The sequence below is a fragment of the Pseudoteredinibacter isoporae genome (assembly GCF_040372805.1).
Classification (GTDB): Bacteria; Pseudomonadota; Gammaproteobacteria; order Pseudomonadales; family Cellvibrionaceae; genus Pseudoteredinibacter; species Pseudoteredinibacter isoporae_A.
Map to the genome: position 1 here is coordinate 1 of NZ_BAABWJ010000013.1, position 16,510 is coordinate 16,510.

Consider the following 16,510-nt stretch of genomic DNA (forward strand, 5'->3'; position numbering starts at 1 on the left):
ATTTAGCTTGTTGAGTTAAGTTGACAATACCTATTGAATGCTCGTATTGATCTTGGATTTAATTCCAATAGAAAGAGAGCGCAGAACTTCACGATTGCTGATTACGACATAGATGGTGTTCAAGGTCGTCTATTTGCTTTGAGTGGTAAAAACTCTCCCTCAAGTACAGTTGGTATTCCAGATGCACGACAGTTTGAGACTACGTTTATCAATGGAACTGATCGAGCATGGGATACGGAAGTAAAAATACTGGAAACTCTTGGGCCACAGTTTAATAGTAGTTCTTCTGGAACCATTAGACTTCTGTCTGAGCTCGAGGTTTGTGGATCTTGTAGCGGTGTAATTCAGCAGTTTGAAAAGGCATATCCTGGCGTAAAGGTTCAGCCAGAAACCGGGCCATATCCAAAGAAACAGAGGTTTTCTAAATAATGAGCCAAATTAATGATATTCGTGGTGAATTGTTGCAGAAGGGACTTGCAACAGAAGATACATTAGAAGGTGTTTCTATGGCTGATGTTGGTCGAATTGAAAGTTTGGCTGATTTGCAACTGCCGGAGGCATATAAGAGCTTTCTTCTCTCATTCGGGAAAAATGCGGGAAAGCTTGCCAATGATGTGGTTTTCTTCTATTCAGAGATTCTCGGGTTGAAGGAAGAACTCGAGGAGATGATCGATGAAGAAGGCCTAGATTTTGAAATACCTAGCAAGGCGTTTATCTTTTCTGGTTATCAGGGGTTTCAATACCATTACTTTATATGTGATGGTAAAGATGATCCTGAGGTCTATAGAATTATGGATGGAGGTGGGCCACCTGAGAAGGTGGCAGACACTTTTACCGATTATTTGAAATCTATGGTTAGCTAGAATAGAAATAGTCAGTTGTTCCAAACAGCAATAACTTTGACATTCTTCATCAAACTGGAAAGTTAGAAAAAGATGTAAATGGATTTTATAGAACTTCTGATCTTGGAACTCATTCATCAATTTCTGAATTGATGCAGTCTGGGGCTTTACCAGGAACGCAAGGGGGGACTTTGACTGATCGAACAGTTAGGTTCGGAGATTTATATGATCTTGGAACGTTAGATGGTAGAAGGATAGAGTTTGCTTTAACAACTGAGCGGGTTGATGGAAAGCTTGTTAAAAAGTTGTATAGCGGTGATGACTATACTAGTCCGGTTCCGAAAGATTCTCGATTAATTGGGCATGTTCACCCGAATAAGACTAGCACACAGATGTGGCCGTCACCTGAAGATATGAATGTTGTAAATGCTCGATACTTCAGAGAGTTACAGGTTAATCCAGGAGCTCAGGCTAAACCGACTAGAATTTTCTGGGGTTCAGGGAATAGTGATAACACCATTTTCTATCCTGGTTTTGGTAAAGTACCGGTTAAAGGTGGTCAGTAATGGATGAATTGGATATGAATAACATTGCGGATAAATTTATTGCTGATCGGGGAATGCCGATCAGCAATTATTATATCGAAGTGACCCCTTTTTCTGAGCTGATTTGTTTTAAAGGCGAGGATGGTCGGGAATATGATCTTCCTATTTCAGATGAGACTTTGGCAATAGCTGTGAAGGCAAGATTACGGGAGTTAGGTGTTAAGGTTGTAGAGCTTAAGTAGAGTGTTGTTCCAAACAATGCTGCCCCAGGACCAGTTAACTTTATGGAAGGGTCAGACCGGTTCTTCCTAAATGCGTCTAAGCGCCCCGATGTAGATCCTGATGGGTACTTTGATGTTGTGGCGCATGGCTCGCCTAACAAAATTCAAATAGAAACTCCAAATGGCCCTGTGCTAGTTGATCATCGAACTGCGGGTCGATTGATTGAACAGCAGCCAGGTTACAACGGACAAAATATTAGACTGTTCTCGTGTAGCACTGGTGCTTGTGATACAGGCTGGCACTGTCAACTTAAAGTCGAAATTCAGCCCAAACGCGTATGGCAGCCTATTTATTAGGCTGCTTCTATTTTCAAGACGCAACTAACCTGATCCCATAGCTCAAACGCTCGATTTCTAAGCTCACGATAATGCCCTGCCTTAAGCAGATGCCTTTGCTGTCGAAAGTGGTTATTGATAACTCCATGGCAGTCCACTGGATACTGATTTTAAAGTCGAGTCGATGATTAAAAACCGTACAGTCGTGAAGGTTTAGATCGATCGCTTCGTTTCGTAAGATTCGGTATCCTTAGCCCTCAAAATCACAACAAGCAATCCCTAAGGACAGATTTTGCCTTTCCACAGTCTTTCGTTTTCCTATTCCTGGCGGCCGTATCAGCAGCGGGTTTTGTCGGCCATTGATGAGCATCTGGACGATAGTCGTCTGCATATTGTGGCCGCACCGGGGGCGGGGAAGACGACTTTGGGTTTGGAGGTGTTTCGGCGCTTGGGGCGGCGGGCGCTGGTGTTGTCGCCAACACGGGTTATCCGGGATCAGTGGTTATTGCGATTGAAGGACTTTATGCCTGCCGAGGCTGATCTGAGTCTGGATAATCTCCCTGAATGGGCCAGTAATGATATTCGCACTATTCAGCCCTTAACTTCTATTACTTACCAGGCTTTGCACAGCAAGGTGCCAGGGAAGGATCAAAAGACCGCAGTTGATGAGCCCCGTGCGCTGAGGGACGAGTCGGTCGAGGAAACCCCCATTGATGAGGATGGAGGTCTGGAAGCAAATGAGTTGGATGCCTTTGTCGCTTTGCTAATACAGCATGATGTGCAGTTGCTGATTCTGGACGAGGCCCATCATTTGCGCGCGGAATGGTGGCGAGCCATTGATGCGGTGTGCAATAAGATTCCCAATATGGTTTTGGTCGCTCTCACTGCAACTCCACCTTACGATTCTGAGAATCTGGAATGGCAACGTTATCAGGAGCTGTGCGGGCCGATTGATGAGGAAATTTCCGTACCTGAGTTGGTAAAGGCCGAAACCCTGTGTGCCCATCAGGATTATATCTGGGCGGTTGCTCTGGAAAGCAAAGAAGCGGAACGGGTACGTGAGTACGATGAACGTGTATCAGCACTGTGCCACTCACTCTTCGAGGACGAACGCTTTCGGACGATTGTGCGCCAGCATCCCTGGGTAAAGAACGCCGGGGGAATCGCTGAGGGCGAGAGAGTTGAAAGGGAGAGAGTTGAAGGGGAGAGAATAGAGAGCGTAAAGTCAGACTGTGTCGATAATACCGAAAACGCCCTGGCGAATACGGATGACCTGTTCAAGAACCCGGAATTGGCAGTGGCGATTCTCAGTTATCTGAAAGCTATCGGGGATGAGTTGCCTACAGCGTTAAACCGGGTATTGGATCTGGGGCTTGCCGAGGTTCCGGAGCTGGGGCGTCAGCAGTGGCAGCGTTTGATTGAAGGAATTATGTTCACCGACAGCTTTAAGCTGGACGCTGAGGCGAAAGATTATGTTTCGGAGCTTAAGCGTTTATTGCGCTCGACTGAGCTGTTACAAAAACGTGAACTGTCGTTGGTGCGTTCTCGCCGTCTGGATCGTTCCATTTCGTTGAGTGCCTCCAAGATCAAAGCGTGTGTGGATGTTCATCGCTTGGAAAATCAACAGCGTGGGCAATTTCTGCGGCAGGTGGTTCTTACCGACTATATTCGCGATGAAGCGCTGAAAAGCACTGTCGACGCAGGTGAAGTTAATCTTGGTTGCTGGCCGGTGTATCAGGCTTTATGCAAGGCCTCGGTAGTGCCCGAGTACATTGGTATGCTCAGTGGGCGGCTTTCCATTCTTCACAAGTCCCGGCTTGACGTCTTTTTACAACATGTGAACCCAGAAAAATTCAAGGTAGCGTCGCTGCCGTACCTGGAAGGATACGTTCAACTCTCTGGACCTCTAAATCAACTCACTACGGCTTTCACAGCGCTATTAAGTGCGGGGGACATTCGGGTATTGGTGGGAACCCGTTCATTGCTAGGTGAGGGTTGGGACGCCCCCTGTGTAAACTCTCTGATTCTTGCCAGTGTGGTGGGTTCTTTTATGTTGACCAACCAGATGCGAGGGCGAGCGATTCGCCTGGATAAACATACTGAGCATAAAGTCAGCAGTATTTGGCATCTTCTGGCGGTTGATAGCAAGTCGCCATCGGGAATGCGGGATTATGGGGAGCTGAGGAAGCGTTTCAATACCTTTGTTGGGCTGTCGGAGCAGGGGGCGGTGATTGAAAGCGGCTTGGAGCGCATGGATATTGATAAGCACTGGAAGTTGCTGTCTTTGGATAAGGGGCGCGATTTTGTGGCGACCATCAATGCTCAAATGCGTGACAATTATAAGGGCCGTGGTGGGCTGATTAAGCGTTGGCAGGACGCGTTGACACTGGATGATTCCGGGCGTGTTATACCGTCGGTATACACAGCGCCGGTTCCTGAAATTAGGCGTTATCATGTCACTCATACTCTGAAGGCCTTGTTAGCTGAGCTGGCCAAGCTATTAACGGCCGGGATTGCTTTTGTGCTGTACAGCAGCCGAAGTTTTGAGTGGCGGCAGATATTGTTAGTGCTGAGCTTGGTTTGCCTGGGTGTATTGATTTACCGTTTGCCCAAAACCTTTGCGATCGTAAAGGCTTATCTGAGACATCTCCCAGTTGATGGCTCTGTGAAACAAATCGGCTATGCACTGGCGGATGCATTATGTCGATCTGGAATGGTTAAAACAGAACGACGGCGGATGAATGTCAATACGGAAATGCGTTTTGACGGAACCGTGGTGGTTTCCCTGTCCGGTGGTACATTTTACGAATCGTCGTTATTTGCCGATTGCATGGCCGAGATTTTGGGCCCAATTGATAACCCCCGCTATCTGCTAGTCCGGGAAGGGGATGTCTATGGCCAGGCTCGTGATGATTTTCATGCGGTTCCGATTCGCTTTGGGGTAAAAAAAGAATTGGCGCAGCTGTTCAGTGAATCCTGGTGCCACTATGTATCGCCAAGTGATTTGATCTATACGCGAACAAAAGCAGGTAAACAGCGTTTACTGAAAGCAAAAATGCGAGCCTTTTCCTCTGTTTTTGAAAACAAAGTTCGCCGGGAAGATCGCTGGCAGACTTAATGAAGATCTAACGGTCTGATTCGGGCGCTTGAAGCAGCAGTTGACGCACACGCTTTAACGCAAACCCAAGCTCTTCTTCAGTTTTTGTGGCCATCAGTGAAATACGCACGGCGGCTGTTTTGGCTTGGTGCTCTGCACAGAAATAATCTGCACTGGAAACCAATACTCCTTGTTGTTCCAGCTTAGTGCTGAAGGTGTCGCTGCTCCAGGGAGCCGGCAGTGTTAACCACAAATGATAACTGTTGCTTTGGGCTTGATACTCGCAGCCGGCCAGCAAGCGTTTGGCCAGTCGTTGGCGTGCAGTGGCCATTTGGCTCTGCTGTTGTTGAATGTCGAGAGCCTGCCCTGAATAGATGAGTCTTGAGGCCAGCGCGAGAGTGAGTGGAACCGGCATCCAGATGCTGTTGCGAATCTCGGCGTCGATACGTTGCCTAAAACTGCTTGGGGAAACCAAGTAACCGACTCGCAATCCCGGCAGCATGGATTTCGACAAGCTGGTGAGATAAAAACTGTGCTCGGGAGCAAAGTTGGAAATCGGAGGCAGCTCAGGGCTCAAAAAACCATAGACGTCATCATCTACTAACCAAATTGAATACTGTTTAACAATTTTGGCAATCGCCCGTCTCCGAGCTTTTGACATTACTGCGCCCGTTGGGTTCTGGTGAGATGCCACTACGATGAGCATTTTAATATCATGTTCCTGACAGGCGCGTTCCAATGATTCTGGAATGATCCCTTGCCGATCCATGTTGATGCCAATCAACGTGCGGCCCAATTGATTGGCCAGGGAAATGATGCCGGGATAACAAAACGCTTCAACGGCAATACAATCGGCGTGTTGAGTGACGCAACTCATCAGCAGCATCAAACCGTGTTGGGCGCCGCTGCAGATGCTGATGGCTCTGTCGCTGGTATCTACGCCATGTTGGGACAGCCATTCTCTGGCTGTTTGCTGATCGGTCAGACTGCCGCCATCTGGATTGTAATCCATGAAATCAGACAGGCGACTGTGTTCGCATAGGTGTTTGAATTGGTCTTCCAGTTGCGATTCGGCAACGCTTACCTGGGGTTTGATTATCGACAGATTAATACACTGATAATCCTGCGCGCGTATTGCCTGTGGCAGTAAAGGGCTCGCTGAAACAAAGCTGCCTTTCCCCACCTTAGCGTAGATCAGACCTTGCTGCTCAGCTTGCCGATATACACGGGTCACGGTCGCGACCGCGACACCGATGTGCTCGGCGAGCATCCGCTGAGGTGGAAGGCGATCGCCGGCACGCAGTGCACCTTGGCGTATAGCGTTTTCAAGGTGTTGATAGAGGGCTTTGTAAATTAAGGGTTCTTGTTGAAGGCGCTGTTCAAAGCCGTTTAGCCAATCAAGCATGGATTTCCATTGTAGCTGTGGGTGAACGAAGTTCATATTGTGTGGGGTGTATTAGTACAATGTCAACATTGTACTAGTGGTCAGGCTGGGAGTTGCCGTGCAGTGGGCTTTTTGTCTGGATTTCCCCAGGGTAGATGTCTTCATCCCGCGGTGATTTTGTTCTAATCCAAAACCTGATTCCGCAATTGAATGATATGGAGAGATGATGAAGGTCGCGTTTATTGGTTTGGGAACCATGGGCTATTCCATGGCCGGTCACTTGCAGAAGCAATGGGACGTAACGGTATATAACCGCAGCATTGAGAAAGCCATTCAGTGGCAACAAGACCATCGGGGTCAGTATGTCGAATCCGCCAGAGAAGCCTGTATGGGTGCAGACCTTGTGATGAGCTGCGTCGGAAACGACGATGATCTGCGCCAGGTGTGTTATGGCCGAGAGGGCATTCTGGCGGCCTTGAAAAAAGGCGCTGTGCTGATTGATCACACCACAACGTCCGGTCATGTTGCAGAGGAAATCGCAAAGGCCTGTCGATTATTGGGGTGCGATTTTATTGATGCGCCTGTGTCAGGCGGTGAAATCGGAGCACAGCGTGGTGAGTTGACAATCATGGTCGGTGGTTCCCATTCCGCTTTCGAAAAGAGCAAGCCGGCTCTGGAGCACTATGCCAAGCACATCGCCCATATGGGGGAGGTGGGCGCCGGTCAGAACTGCAAGATGGTGAATCAATTGTGTATTGCGGGTGTTCTCCAGGGATTGGCTGAAGGTTTAACGCTGGCACAACGTGCCGGACTGGATATCGTGCAAGTGCGTGATGTCTTAAAGCATGGTGCGGCGCAGTCTTGGCAGTTAGAGCAACGTGCGCAGACGATGTCTGAAAACCGCTTTGACTTCGGTTTTGCCATTGATTGGATGAGAAAGGATCTGAGGATCAGTTTAGAGCGCGGACAGGAACTCGGGCTTGATCTGCCACTGGCAACAATGGTCGATAAGGCCTATCAAATCCTCCAGGAGCAGGGGCTTAATCGCATGGATACATCTGTGCTGATTAAAGCGACGCAGCAACAGTTGCTGGTAACAACGCCAGCGCGGGACTGAAGGCTGCTCACAGAGCGTTTGTTCGATTGTTTTCGATTCTGTTATTTATTCTTAAGGTACTCACTGTGGATATTGCCGGTTTTTCTATCGAGATCTTGTTGTTGCTGTTTGCCGTTTCGGTTGTGGCGGGTGTGCTCGACACACTGGCGGGAGGCGGCGGCCTCTTATCATTGCCAGCGCTTTTGATGAGTGGGCTGCCACCGCTGGCAGCCCTGGGAACAAACAAGCTACAGGGCTGCATGGGCACAGCGACTGCGACGTATATGATGCTAAAACATAAACACCTGCGCTGGAAGGATGCCCGGCATTTGATGCTCTATGTATTTGTCGGTGCGGTGTTGGGCACCTTGTTGGTTCAGTTTATCAATGTTTCGGTATTGAGTTTCGTGATTCCTATCGTGCTGTTATTTATTGGCGTCTATTTCTTGTTGTCGCCGCGTTTGCTTCGACGGTATTCGTCGTTCCGATTGTCGATTCCACTCTATGAAAAATGTCTAGTGCCACTTATCGCGTGTTACGACGGTATGTTTGGTCCGGGCACGGGCTCTTTCTTTACCTTGGCTGGAACCGCAAAGGGAGATGATTTGATCCCGTCGACGGCGATGGCAAAGGCGTTGAATTTCTCAACCAACATCGCATCGCTCATGGTGTTTGTGTTTGCCGGGCATGTCATTTGGCTGCTTGGAATTGTCATGATGATAGGGCAGGTGTTTGGTGCTTATCTGGGAGCTCGAAGTCTGGTAAAAATCAATCCGGAGTATTTACGTTTGCTGATCGTACTGATGTGTTTTGGCATGTTGTTAAAATATATTGTTTATTAGTGTTGTGATACCTGTGATTTTTTCGATTATTTTTAAATACCGGTTGACATTAGAAATCTTGCCACTATTATTCACCGCAGCTAATTATTGATCAGGCGTTAAACGCCGATCCCGCACATGAGGAGTACTTAAATGAAGCCATTACCGAGTTATAAAGGATAGTCTTTTAAGTGCTTGCGCTTGGAAGGCTTTTTGTTATGCCTTCCAGCACAGAACCTGCTTTTTAAAAGCCCTGGCTGGAAACCGCCAGGGCTTTTTCGTTTTAGTCCAGACCTGGAAGGCAAGTATAAATATATGCCCTGTATAAAAAGGGTAGGGATGCATTATGCCTGTAAAAATGGAATTAAATGCTGGCGCTAACCATTCACACAAGCCAGTAAAAATATACACGCGAGATGTGGAGTCTATGGCACTGAGTCAGCTTAAAAATCTGTCTCAGTTGCCTTTTATCCACTCGCACATTGCTGCAATGCCGGATGTGCATACCGGTATTGGTGCTACCGTTGGGGCGGTTATTCCCACCAAGTCGGCCATTATTCCTGCGGCTGTCGGAGTGGATATTGGTTGTGGAATGGTGGCTGCAAAGCTAACGATTAAATCATCACAGCTGCCGGATAATCTCAAAAAGATCCGGGACGAAATCGAAAGGGCCGTTCCGGTTGGTGCTCGAGCACACAATATGGTGTCTGCCAGAACTTCGGCCTGCCGGCTGTTGGAGCCTGGTATCGAGCGCTTATTTGAAAAACATCCGACCCTATTGAAGATGTTAAAACAGCCTCAGCAGACCTGGGTAAAACAACTGGGAACTCTAGGCAGCGGTAATCACTTCATTGAGGTGTGTTTTGATGAAAGTGATCATGTTTGGTTGATGTTGCATTCAGGCAGTCGGGGTATCGGAAACGCTATTGGGCGTTACTTCATTCAGCTTGCCAAGAAAGACCTGCAGCGCAATTGGCAAAATATTCCGGATCGCGACCTGGCGTATTTTACTGAGGGCAGCCAGCATTTTGAAGAGTATTGGGAAGCGGTCGCCTGGGCACAGGAATACGCACGCATCAATCGGGAGGAGATGTTCAATCTGGTGTTGCGAGCCGTTCGTCCGCTGTTGCCAGACTTCAGTTTAGAGAGCAAGGCGATTAACTGCCATCACAATTACGTCTCCTACGAACGCCATTATGGCGAGCAGGTGTACGTAACCCGTAAAGGTGCGATACGCGCGGGCGAAGGTGAGCTGGGTATTATTCCGGGGAGCATGGGCGCGCGTTCTTATATCGTTCGCGGTAAGGGGCAGGAAGAATCTTTCTGTTCCTGTGCCCACGGTGCCGGGCGAAAGATGAGCCGAACTGAAGCACGTCGCCGCTTTAAGCGGGAAGACCTCCTGGCGCAAACCCAGGGAGTGGAATGCCGCAAGGACAAAGGTGTGCTGGATGAAATTCCAGCGGCCTATAAAGACATTGATGTCGTAATGGAAAACCAGAGCGATCTGGTTGAGGTGTTACACACCTTGAAGCAAGTACTGTGTGTCAAAGGCTAAGCCAATGAACATGATGATGTGTTACTACGTAAACAACTCTTAAACAAGGAAGAGCCATGAAAACGCGAAACGGTTTTAAAACCGAACGAATGCAACAATTTTTGGAAAAAGGTTATCACCATGGAAGCATCATTGGTAGACGAGGTGTTGGCATGTCTGGCTGACGAACGCAGCCTGTTTCAGTACTTTCCTGATCGTTATGCCTTGGCATTACTGGAGAAATCGCTGAAGCAGGACGAAAAGGAAGAGCAGGACATTGCCGCTATTCGTAAAGGCCCCTATGGAAAACTCATGCAGCGGCCTGTGTTAAAGCAGTTGTTGTCAGGGCAGGGCAACGGCAAATTGTCGGCTTGGGATTTGTATCGAGTGTGTCCGGAACAGCAATACAGTTATGTGCTTGGACTGGGGCGTTGGGGGAGCAAAAAGGATTATCGCTGGGATCAAATGTCCAGACCTGGCGAAAACCTGGTTTTGCAGTTGAACTTCAACCGCGCCCACGATCATCAGTTTGATCGAACTCTGGGCATGGATAAGCGAGAGTTCAATGGTTGGTATCACCCTACGGATCAAAACGGTCGTTGTACCTTGGCGTGGGCGAGATTGGACTTGGATTTGAATGCCGGACAAGCCTTAATTGAAGAAATTCAAACGGACTGGCTACGGGACGTTCAACGTTTGCATAAGCATTATCTGGCAGCGCTTAAAAGGGAGGCGAAACACTTCTATTTCTGGGGGTATGAACTCAGTGTTGAAAAAGCCGAGCACTACTGCAAGCAAACTTTGGCCGAACATCGCCTTTGGCAGGAAGCCATGTTAACCGCTGCATTGGAATTTTTATGGCAGGTGATTGGCATCCACGATGTCTATTATCACAGCTATGAAACCGGAAAGGCTTTGAAAAATATCAATAGTGATGGGCCTCCTCGGTCACTGTACTCGGAGTTGCCCAAACGCTTTTGTTTTCAGTTGCAAGCGCGAGGGCCTGAGTGGATAGAAGAGTGTAAGCCCGCAAGGAAGCGTTTGAATAAGTTAAAACAGGGCGCGGCCTGGTATCGCTTGAACTTTGAGGATGCCCGGACGTGCTGATTAAAACCGCCATAGACAGGAGGATGTTATGGCCAAACGACCCACCGTAAAACCTCGGGCGAGAGGAAATCCGATTGCCCAAAACCCTCTCATGCGAAAAGGGGGCGTGCATGAAAAAAGTCGCAGTGCCAAGCGACAAAAGGCCAAGCGCGATTTGCGAAAGCAAATCGCGCTTTTTTTGGCATTTACTCTGCTTGCGCGGGTTTGTCTTGCAAAGGTCTTGTGTGCTTGTCAGGCATAAGGGCCATTAGCAAAGCGGGCAGAAAGCTCAGGCTCAGTACCGTAGAGGCGAGAATGCCGCATAACACGATGATACCGACACCACGATACAACTCCGTACCTTCACCAGGGATCAATACCAGCGGTGCGAGACCAAACAAGGTAGTGGCTGTTGACATTAAAATGGGTTTCAAGCGCTTGCTGACAGCCTCTCGTATGGCTTTCTGAACGCTTAAACCGTTATCCATAAAGCGACGAGTTTGATCGACAATGAGAATTGGATTGTTCACGACAGTGCCGAGAAGAATCAAAAAGCCAAGCATGGTGATCATATCGAAGGGTTGGTGAAAACCGGCAAAACCCAGTGCACTGCCAAGGCTGCCAACGGCATTGGCGGCAATTAAGCCCAGTAAACCACCTGCCATGCCCAGTGGTACCGTGGCCAGAATAAACAAAGGCATCTGCCAGTGACTGAAAATGGCAACTAACAATAGGTAGATCAGAATCAGTGCAATTGCGAAGTTACTGGATAATGAGCTGCGTGTTGCTTCCAGTTGATCGGCCGCGCCACTGATCCCCAGCTTAATTCCCTGGGCAATTTTGCCGGCTTGCCAAAGGCTGGGAATTAACTCTTCTCGCACCAGGGCTTCGGCGGTTTCCAAGGCGACCTCGCGTGGAGGAATGATGTATACGGTGACTGTTCGGTTGCCATCCACTCGGCGTACAGAGTTACTGTTTTTGCTTTCCACCAAATCGGCCAGTGCCCCTAAGGGTAAAATACTGCCGCCAGGGCTCACCATGGGAGTTGCCGCCAGTTGATCGAGATTTTGCTCGGTTCCGGCACCGCTGAAGAGAAAGATATCGATTTTATCATCATCGAGAATAAACTCATCGACATAGGCGCCATCACTCAGCGCTGCTACCGCGTAGTTGAAATCCTGATTACGAATCTCCAGTTCAGCCAGGCGATTCCAACGAGGCTTGATTTCAATCAGGGGTTGATCCAGGCTCAGTGAACGGGGCTCGGAATTAATTTGCGGATTGTCGAAAACGATTTCCGCCTGTTGATAAACAGCTTCCGCAGCGCGATACAGCTCGATGGTGTTATTCCCCGCGATATCGACAGCCACCGCACGCGTGCCGCCGTCGTTACTGGAGATAATGGACCCTCGGGAGGAAAACGCTCGCATCCCCGGATAGCTTTTAAACTTCTCGGTAATGCCGTTCATCATCGCGGCAATATTGTCGGGGTCTTTGGGGGCACTTAAAAACCAAATACGCCCCGCGGACACCGTCATGCTGTAGTAGGCCATGGGCGGCATGGTGTCGCCTTCGGGTTGGTAGGCCGCTATATCCTGATCGAGGTAGGGTTTGAAGTGCGCTCGCAATTCTGTGGCAATGCCTTCCATTTGAGACAGGTTGTAATCGGGTGGCGCAATCATCATGGAGAACGCTTTGGGCTCCTCACCTTCGGGTAGGTATTCCGCAGCGGGCATCAAAATATACGCAGACAGCAGAATGCCTCCTGCGATTGAAGCCGACAGTAGACGTGCCCGTGATTTGCTGGCCGTTACAGCATTAACCAGAGCCAGCCACCGTGGTGACAGCTTGTAATTGCGATTGGGTTTTAAATCGCTGCGGCTGCGCAGTTGAGCCAACGCCACGGGCACCACAAAAATAGCAATCAACATGGAGGCGATGATGGCCGCCGCGATGGCGATGGCAATATCGGAATAGAGCTGACCGGCTTCTTCCACCACAAACAGAATAGGTGCAAACACCAGTACAGTGGTTGCGGTGGACGCGAGAACCGCGGGCCAAACATCCTGTACCCCTTTGATGACGGCATCGAGTTTGTTACGGCTTTTTTGTTTGGCTTGCACAATGGATTCGAGAACGACAATGGTATTGTCCACGGTCATGCCGATCGCAAAAGCAACGCCAGCAAGCGAAATAACGTTGATGGTTCGCGAGAAGGCCAGCAAGCCAATAAAGGCCGCAATGGTACAAAGAGGAATGCCGCAGACTCCGACCAAGGTTGCGCGACCGGACCGCAGAAAGTAATACATAACCAACGTGGCCAGCAGAGCCCCGAGGGCCAGGTTGAACCAAACGTTTTCCAGTGAGCTTTTGACATAGGTAACATCATCGCTCAGCAGGCGCAGTTGCAAACCGTTTTGTGCCAGTAGCTGAGTGTTCAGTTCGTCCACAAGAGGCAGCATTTGTTCTTTGATGTCCAGCACATTAGAACCGCTTTCGCGACGGACCGATAAACGCAGGGTGCGTTCACCATCGGCGTAAGACAGTGCGCGAGCCTCAAAATGATCCAGCTCCACCTCGGCGATGTCTTGCAATAAAATATTCGCCTCGCCTTCACGTTTGACGATCAGCTGTTTGAGCTCATCCAGCTGATCAAAACGGCCTACGACTCGCAATAGGTATCGGCTTTTACCGCTTTCAATATCACCGGCTGAGGCATCGCGATTGCGATCTCGAACGGCGCTGCGAACATCGGCTAGACTGATCCCCCTTTGGGCGAGCCGATCGGCATCCACTTTAATTTGTATTTGTCGGCGCGCACCGCCATTGACCCGAACTTCCGATACCCCTGTAACAGATTCCATACGGGGCCGTACAAAGTCTTCCGCGAAATCCCGCAGTAGGTCCACGTCCAATTGCAGGGGGTTGCCTTCCTGAGGTTGCAATAAGAAGAACATGAAGGCATTACTTGAAAAAGAGCTGGAAAACAGGCGAGGTTGGTCCACGTTTTCAGGGTACGAAGGCACCTGACTCAAGGCATTGTTCACTCGAATCAGTGCGTCGTTCACATTGGTGCCGAAAGGAAACTCCAATTCGATCGTTGCTCGCCCCATATCGGCTCGCGAGACCATGCGTTGGAGATTGGGCAGGCTGCGCAGGTAACGCTCCTGCTCAATTAAAATTTCCTTTTCAACGTCCTGTGGCGTGGCACCGGGCCAGCCCGTTTGAACGGTGATGCTGCGCACTTCCAGATCAGGAATCATCTGCACAGGAATTTTCATGGCGGCCACAATGCCGAGAATGGTGCTGATCAATACCAGCACTGCGACCAACAGGCCGCGCTTTGCCGCTGCCGCAATCATTGCTTGGGCTCCTGAGCGCCCGTAATGCTCAATGCATCACCGTCCCGTAGCAGCTCGACGCCACTTTTGACGTAGGCCTTGCCAGCGGGTGCGCCACTGATTGCTACCCGGTTTTGTTTTTGTGCTTCAATGCGAACAATGTGCCGTTGAGCCTTTCCGCCTTCAACAGCAAATACGCTGGCCCCTCCGTCAGGGTGCTGTTTGATGGCGCTTTTGGGTAACCACAAACGCCCACTGGCCGAATCATTTAAGGCAATTGTTGCGGTCGCCGACATGCCCACATTCAAACCGGCGCTGGGGGGAATGCTAATGTAGGCGATGAAGGCCCGAGATTGCCTGTCGGATACCGGCACGATGCGATCGATGTGTGTGCTGAGAGTCGTACTGCGGTCGTGATCACCTGTGATCGATACCTTGGCTCCGAGCGGAACCTGCTGAAAATACTCTTGGGGAATGGCCAACTTTAGTCGCAGTGCATCAGCCTGAACCAAACTCAGTACAGCACTCTGTTGATTAACCCACTCGCCAAGATTCACCAGGCGCTCGGCAATAATTCCATCAAAAGGTGCATATAGGGTGTGGCGACGAAGTTGCTCTTGTTTGATGGCCATGGCCGCTTGTTGCCGGCTCAATTCGGCTTCGCTTTGGGCCAGTTGGGCACGGCGCTCACTGATAAGGGTGGCCGCGACAAACTTTTTGCTCGCCAGGGCTTTCAATTCTTCATACAGGCGTTTGGCTTCTTCCTGGGCCAATCGGGCTGCCGTCAGGCTGGCTTTGGCTTCGTTCAGTTCCAGCGTGGCTAACTGATTGTCCAGAGCCAGCAAGGGCTCACCCGCGTTTACTTCGTCGCCCACTTCAACATAGAGCGTCTCTAATAGCCCCGCTTGCTGGGTGGCCAATCGGGCGTGTTGCACGGCTTCAACGGTGGCGCTGATTTGCAGGCGATTGCCTTGATTGTCGCCCTCGGGGTACACCACTTCGACAGTCGCCGCCATGAGCGGTGTGCCAATGAAGCAGCCTGCTAAGCACAAGTATTGGAAAAACAAGCGGCCGAAAGAGATTGTTGACATAAATTCCTCATAGATCGATTAGGCCGCCGATCGCTATTGCCTCGGGGCGTCAATATACAAATACAGAATTATCAGGTGTGATCACGGCGCTCTTAGAATGAGAGCTCATTGTTTGTAATAGGGCGCATACCCGGAGGCGCCGTTGCTCTAGTGGCTTTATTATTTCACATTTCAGGCGCCTATAGCTCTGATCTGCGATTGACTCAAGGCGCTACATTGGCGGCCTTAGGCAAACATGGGTATTTGAAAACCGAGCGATTCTCAAAGGATTCAAGTCAAAATGCAATCATGCTGCGATCAACTGAATCCTGATGTCGTTGAATGACCGGCCGTCGGAGGCCAAAAGAATAGCAAACCGCCCTGTGGGTTGCATTACTCTGACAGCGGGTCAAATACGCCGTTTTTGTCTAATGCTCTCTGGTAGGCGGGGCGTTCGCGCATGCGTCTTAAAAAACCGTGAATATGAAGGTATTTGGGATCAATCCCCGTACGTACTTCGGCGACCTGAAGGCAGTAGCCCATCACGATATCCGCCGTGGTTAACTCTTCACCCGATAACCAGTTTGAGCGGCTGAGCTCGGCTTCCATAAACTCCATATGACGATGGTAGCGTGGCCACAAATACCCTTCTCGAACCTTGTTGACCACCATCGCGATGATAGGGCGAATAACAATGGGGACTTTTGAAATCATGCGTTTGAATATCAAGGATTCCAGTAGCAGCGGCATATAGCTCGCCTGGCTCGCATGCATCCAATACAAGAAACGATTCCTTTGGGGGTGCCCGGGTTCGGGGCGCAGGGTACTGCCTGGGTGTTGATCCAGAATGTAGTCCATTATGGCTCCGGTTTCTGGTAAAACCAGATCTCCATCAGTGATGGTTGGGGAAGTCCCAATCGTGTGCAGCTTGCGATATTCCTCTGGGGCAAGCGTCTGCGGTCCTACGCGTTGGTAATGCTGGATATGATACTCAGCGCCGAGTTCTTCCAGTAACCACAGAATGCGAATGGATTGAGAGTTTTCCAAATGGTGTACGGTGATCATAACTCACTCACTTTAATAAATACCCTGTAGCGTCGAACTCACTCTGGGGCTTTTCACTGAGAAGAACAGGAA

Annotated in this window: 13 protein-coding genes; 9 read left to right on the forward strand and 4 right to left on the reverse strand. The window is 49.7% G+C overall.

Going from position 1 to position 16,510, the window contains the following annotated elements; translation table 11 throughout:
• Window positions 1–33 precede the first annotated feature (33 nt).
• The 5 genes from ABWW03_RS18785 to ABWW03_RS18805 all read left to right on the forward strand — a co-directional run bounded on the left by ABWW03_RS18785 (window position 34) and on the right by ABWW03_RS18805 (window position 5,062).
• Complete coding sequence (locus tag ABWW03_RS18785) at window positions 34–429, forward strand: deaminase domain-containing protein (RefSeq protein ID WP_353411008.1); 396 nt, start codon at window positions 34–36, stop codon at window positions 427–429.
• The gene (locus ABWW03_RS18790; protein WP_353411010.1) at window positions 429–863 is read left to right on the forward strand and encodes an SMI1/KNR4 family protein; all 435 of its coding nucleotides are present in this window, start codon (window positions 429–431) and stop codon (window positions 861–863) included. Before ABWW03_RS18785 ends, ABWW03_RS18790 begins: the two co-directional genes overlap by 1 nt.
• 170 nt (window positions 864–1,033) lie before the next feature.
• Window positions 1,034–1,408: a hypothetical protein gene (locus ABWW03_RS18795; RefSeq protein WP_353411012.1), complete on the forward strand. Its 375-nt coding sequence runs from the start codon at window positions 1,034–1,036 to the stop codon at window positions 1,406–1,408.
• Window positions 1,408–1,629: a hypothetical protein gene (locus ABWW03_RS18800; RefSeq protein WP_353411014.1), complete on the forward strand. Its 222-nt coding sequence runs from the start codon at window positions 1,408–1,410 to the stop codon at window positions 1,627–1,629. The genes ABWW03_RS18795 and ABWW03_RS18800 overlap by 1 nt, the downstream gene beginning before the upstream one ends.
• 607 nt (window positions 1,630–2,236) lie before the next feature.
• Window positions 2,237–5,062 (forward strand): DEAD/DEAH box helicase family protein, encoded by a 2,826-nt coding sequence (locus ABWW03_RS18805; RefSeq protein ID WP_353411016.1) that lies wholly within the window; start codon window positions 2,237–2,239, stop codon window positions 5,060–5,062.
• A gap of 7 nt (window positions 5,063–5,069) precedes the next feature.
• Here ABWW03_RS18805 and ABWW03_RS18810 read toward each other — a convergent pair whose 3' ends face one another.
• The gene (locus ABWW03_RS18810; RefSeq protein ID WP_353411018.1) at window positions 5,070–6,446 is read right to left on the reverse strand and encodes a PLP-dependent aminotransferase family protein; all 1,377 of its coding nucleotides are present in this window, start codon (window positions 6,444–6,446) and stop codon (window positions 5,070–5,072) included.
• 202 nt (window positions 6,447–6,648) lie between these two features.
• Here ABWW03_RS18810 and ABWW03_RS18815 point away from each other — a divergent pair, with 202 nt between their 5' ends.
• From ABWW03_RS18815 to ABWW03_RS18830, 4 genes are all read left to right on the forward strand, one after another.
• Window positions 6,649–7,542, forward strand: a complete 894-nt coding sequence (locus ABWW03_RS18815; protein ID WP_353411020.1) for an NAD(P)-dependent oxidoreductase — start codon at window positions 6,649–6,651, stop codon at window positions 7,540–7,542.
• A gap of 65 nt (window positions 7,543–7,607) precedes the next feature.
• Window positions 7,608–8,363, forward strand: coding sequence for a TSUP family transporter (locus ABWW03_RS18820; protein WP_353411022.1), 756 nt, complete (start codon window positions 7,608–7,610; stop codon window positions 8,361–8,363).
• A gap of 325 nt (window positions 8,364–8,688) precedes the next feature.
• Complete coding sequence (locus tag ABWW03_RS18825; RefSeq protein WP_353411024.1) at window positions 8,689–9,897, forward strand: RtcB family protein; 1,209 nt, start codon at window positions 8,689–8,691, stop codon at window positions 9,895–9,897.
• 120 nt (window positions 9,898–10,017) lie between these two features.
• Window positions 10,018–10,983 (forward strand): hypothetical protein, encoded by a 966-nt coding sequence (locus ABWW03_RS18830; RefSeq protein ID WP_353411026.1) that lies wholly within the window; start codon window positions 10,018–10,020, stop codon window positions 10,981–10,983.
• 185 nt (window positions 10,984–11,168) lie between these two features.
• Here ABWW03_RS18830 and ABWW03_RS18835 read toward each other — a convergent pair whose 3' ends face one another.
• From ABWW03_RS18835 to ABWW03_RS18845, 3 genes are all read right to left on the reverse strand, one after another.
• Window positions 11,169–14,324 (reverse strand): efflux RND transporter permease subunit, encoded by a 3,156-nt coding sequence (locus tag ABWW03_RS18835; protein WP_353411028.1) that lies wholly within the window; start codon window positions 14,322–14,324, stop codon window positions 11,169–11,171.
• On the reverse strand, window positions 14,321–15,394 hold the full coding sequence (locus ABWW03_RS18840) for an efflux RND transporter periplasmic adaptor subunit (RefSeq protein WP_353411030.1): 1,074 nt from the start codon (window positions 15,392–15,394) through the stop codon (window positions 14,321–14,323). The genes ABWW03_RS18835 and ABWW03_RS18840 overlap by 4 nt, the downstream gene beginning before the upstream one ends.
• A gap of 372 nt (window positions 15,395–15,766) precedes the next feature.
• Entirely contained in the window at window positions 15,767–16,438 is a 672-nt protein-coding gene (locus ABWW03_RS18845) for a glutathione S-transferase family protein (protein WP_353411032.1), read from the reverse strand.
• Window positions 16,439–16,510 lie beyond the last annotated feature (72 nt).

What these genes read in the sequence shown, in the direction of transcription:
- ABWW03_RS18790 (WP_353411010.1), top strand. Translation starts at nt 429, where the DNA reads ATGAGCCAAATTAATGATATTCGTGGTGAATTGTTGCAGAAGGGACTT.
- ABWW03_RS18800 (WP_353411014.1), top strand. Translation starts at nt 1,408, where the DNA reads ATGGATGAATTGGATATGAATAACATTGCGGATAAATTTATTGCTGAT.
- ABWW03_RS18810 (WP_353411018.1), bottom strand. Translation starts at nt 6,446, where the DNA reads ATGCTTGATTGGCTAAACGGCTTTGAACAGCGCCTTCAACAAGAACCC.
- ABWW03_RS18815 (WP_353411020.1), top strand. Translation starts at nt 6,649, where the DNA reads ATGATGAAGGTCGCGTTTATTGGTTTGGGAACCATGGGCTATTCCATG.
- ABWW03_RS18825 (WP_353411024.1), top strand. Translation starts at nt 8,689, where the DNA reads ATGCCTGTAAAAATGGAATTAAATGCTGGCGCTAACCATTCACACAAG.
- ABWW03_RS18830 (WP_353411026.1), top strand. Translation starts at nt 10,018, where the DNA reads ATGGAAGCATCATTGGTAGACGAGGTGTTGGCATGTCTGGCTGACGAA.
- ABWW03_RS18835 (WP_353411028.1), bottom strand. Translation starts at nt 14,324, where the DNA reads ATGATTGCGGCAGCGGCAAAGCGCGGCCTGTTGGTCGCAGTGCTGGTA.
- ABWW03_RS18840 (WP_353411030.1), bottom strand. Translation starts at nt 15,394, where the DNA reads ATGTCAACAATCTCTTTCGGCCGCTTGTTTTTCCAATACTTGTGCTTA.
- ABWW03_RS18845 (WP_353411032.1), bottom strand. Translation starts at nt 16,438, where the DNA reads ATGATCACCGTACACCATTTGGAAAACTCTCAATCCATTCGCATTCTG.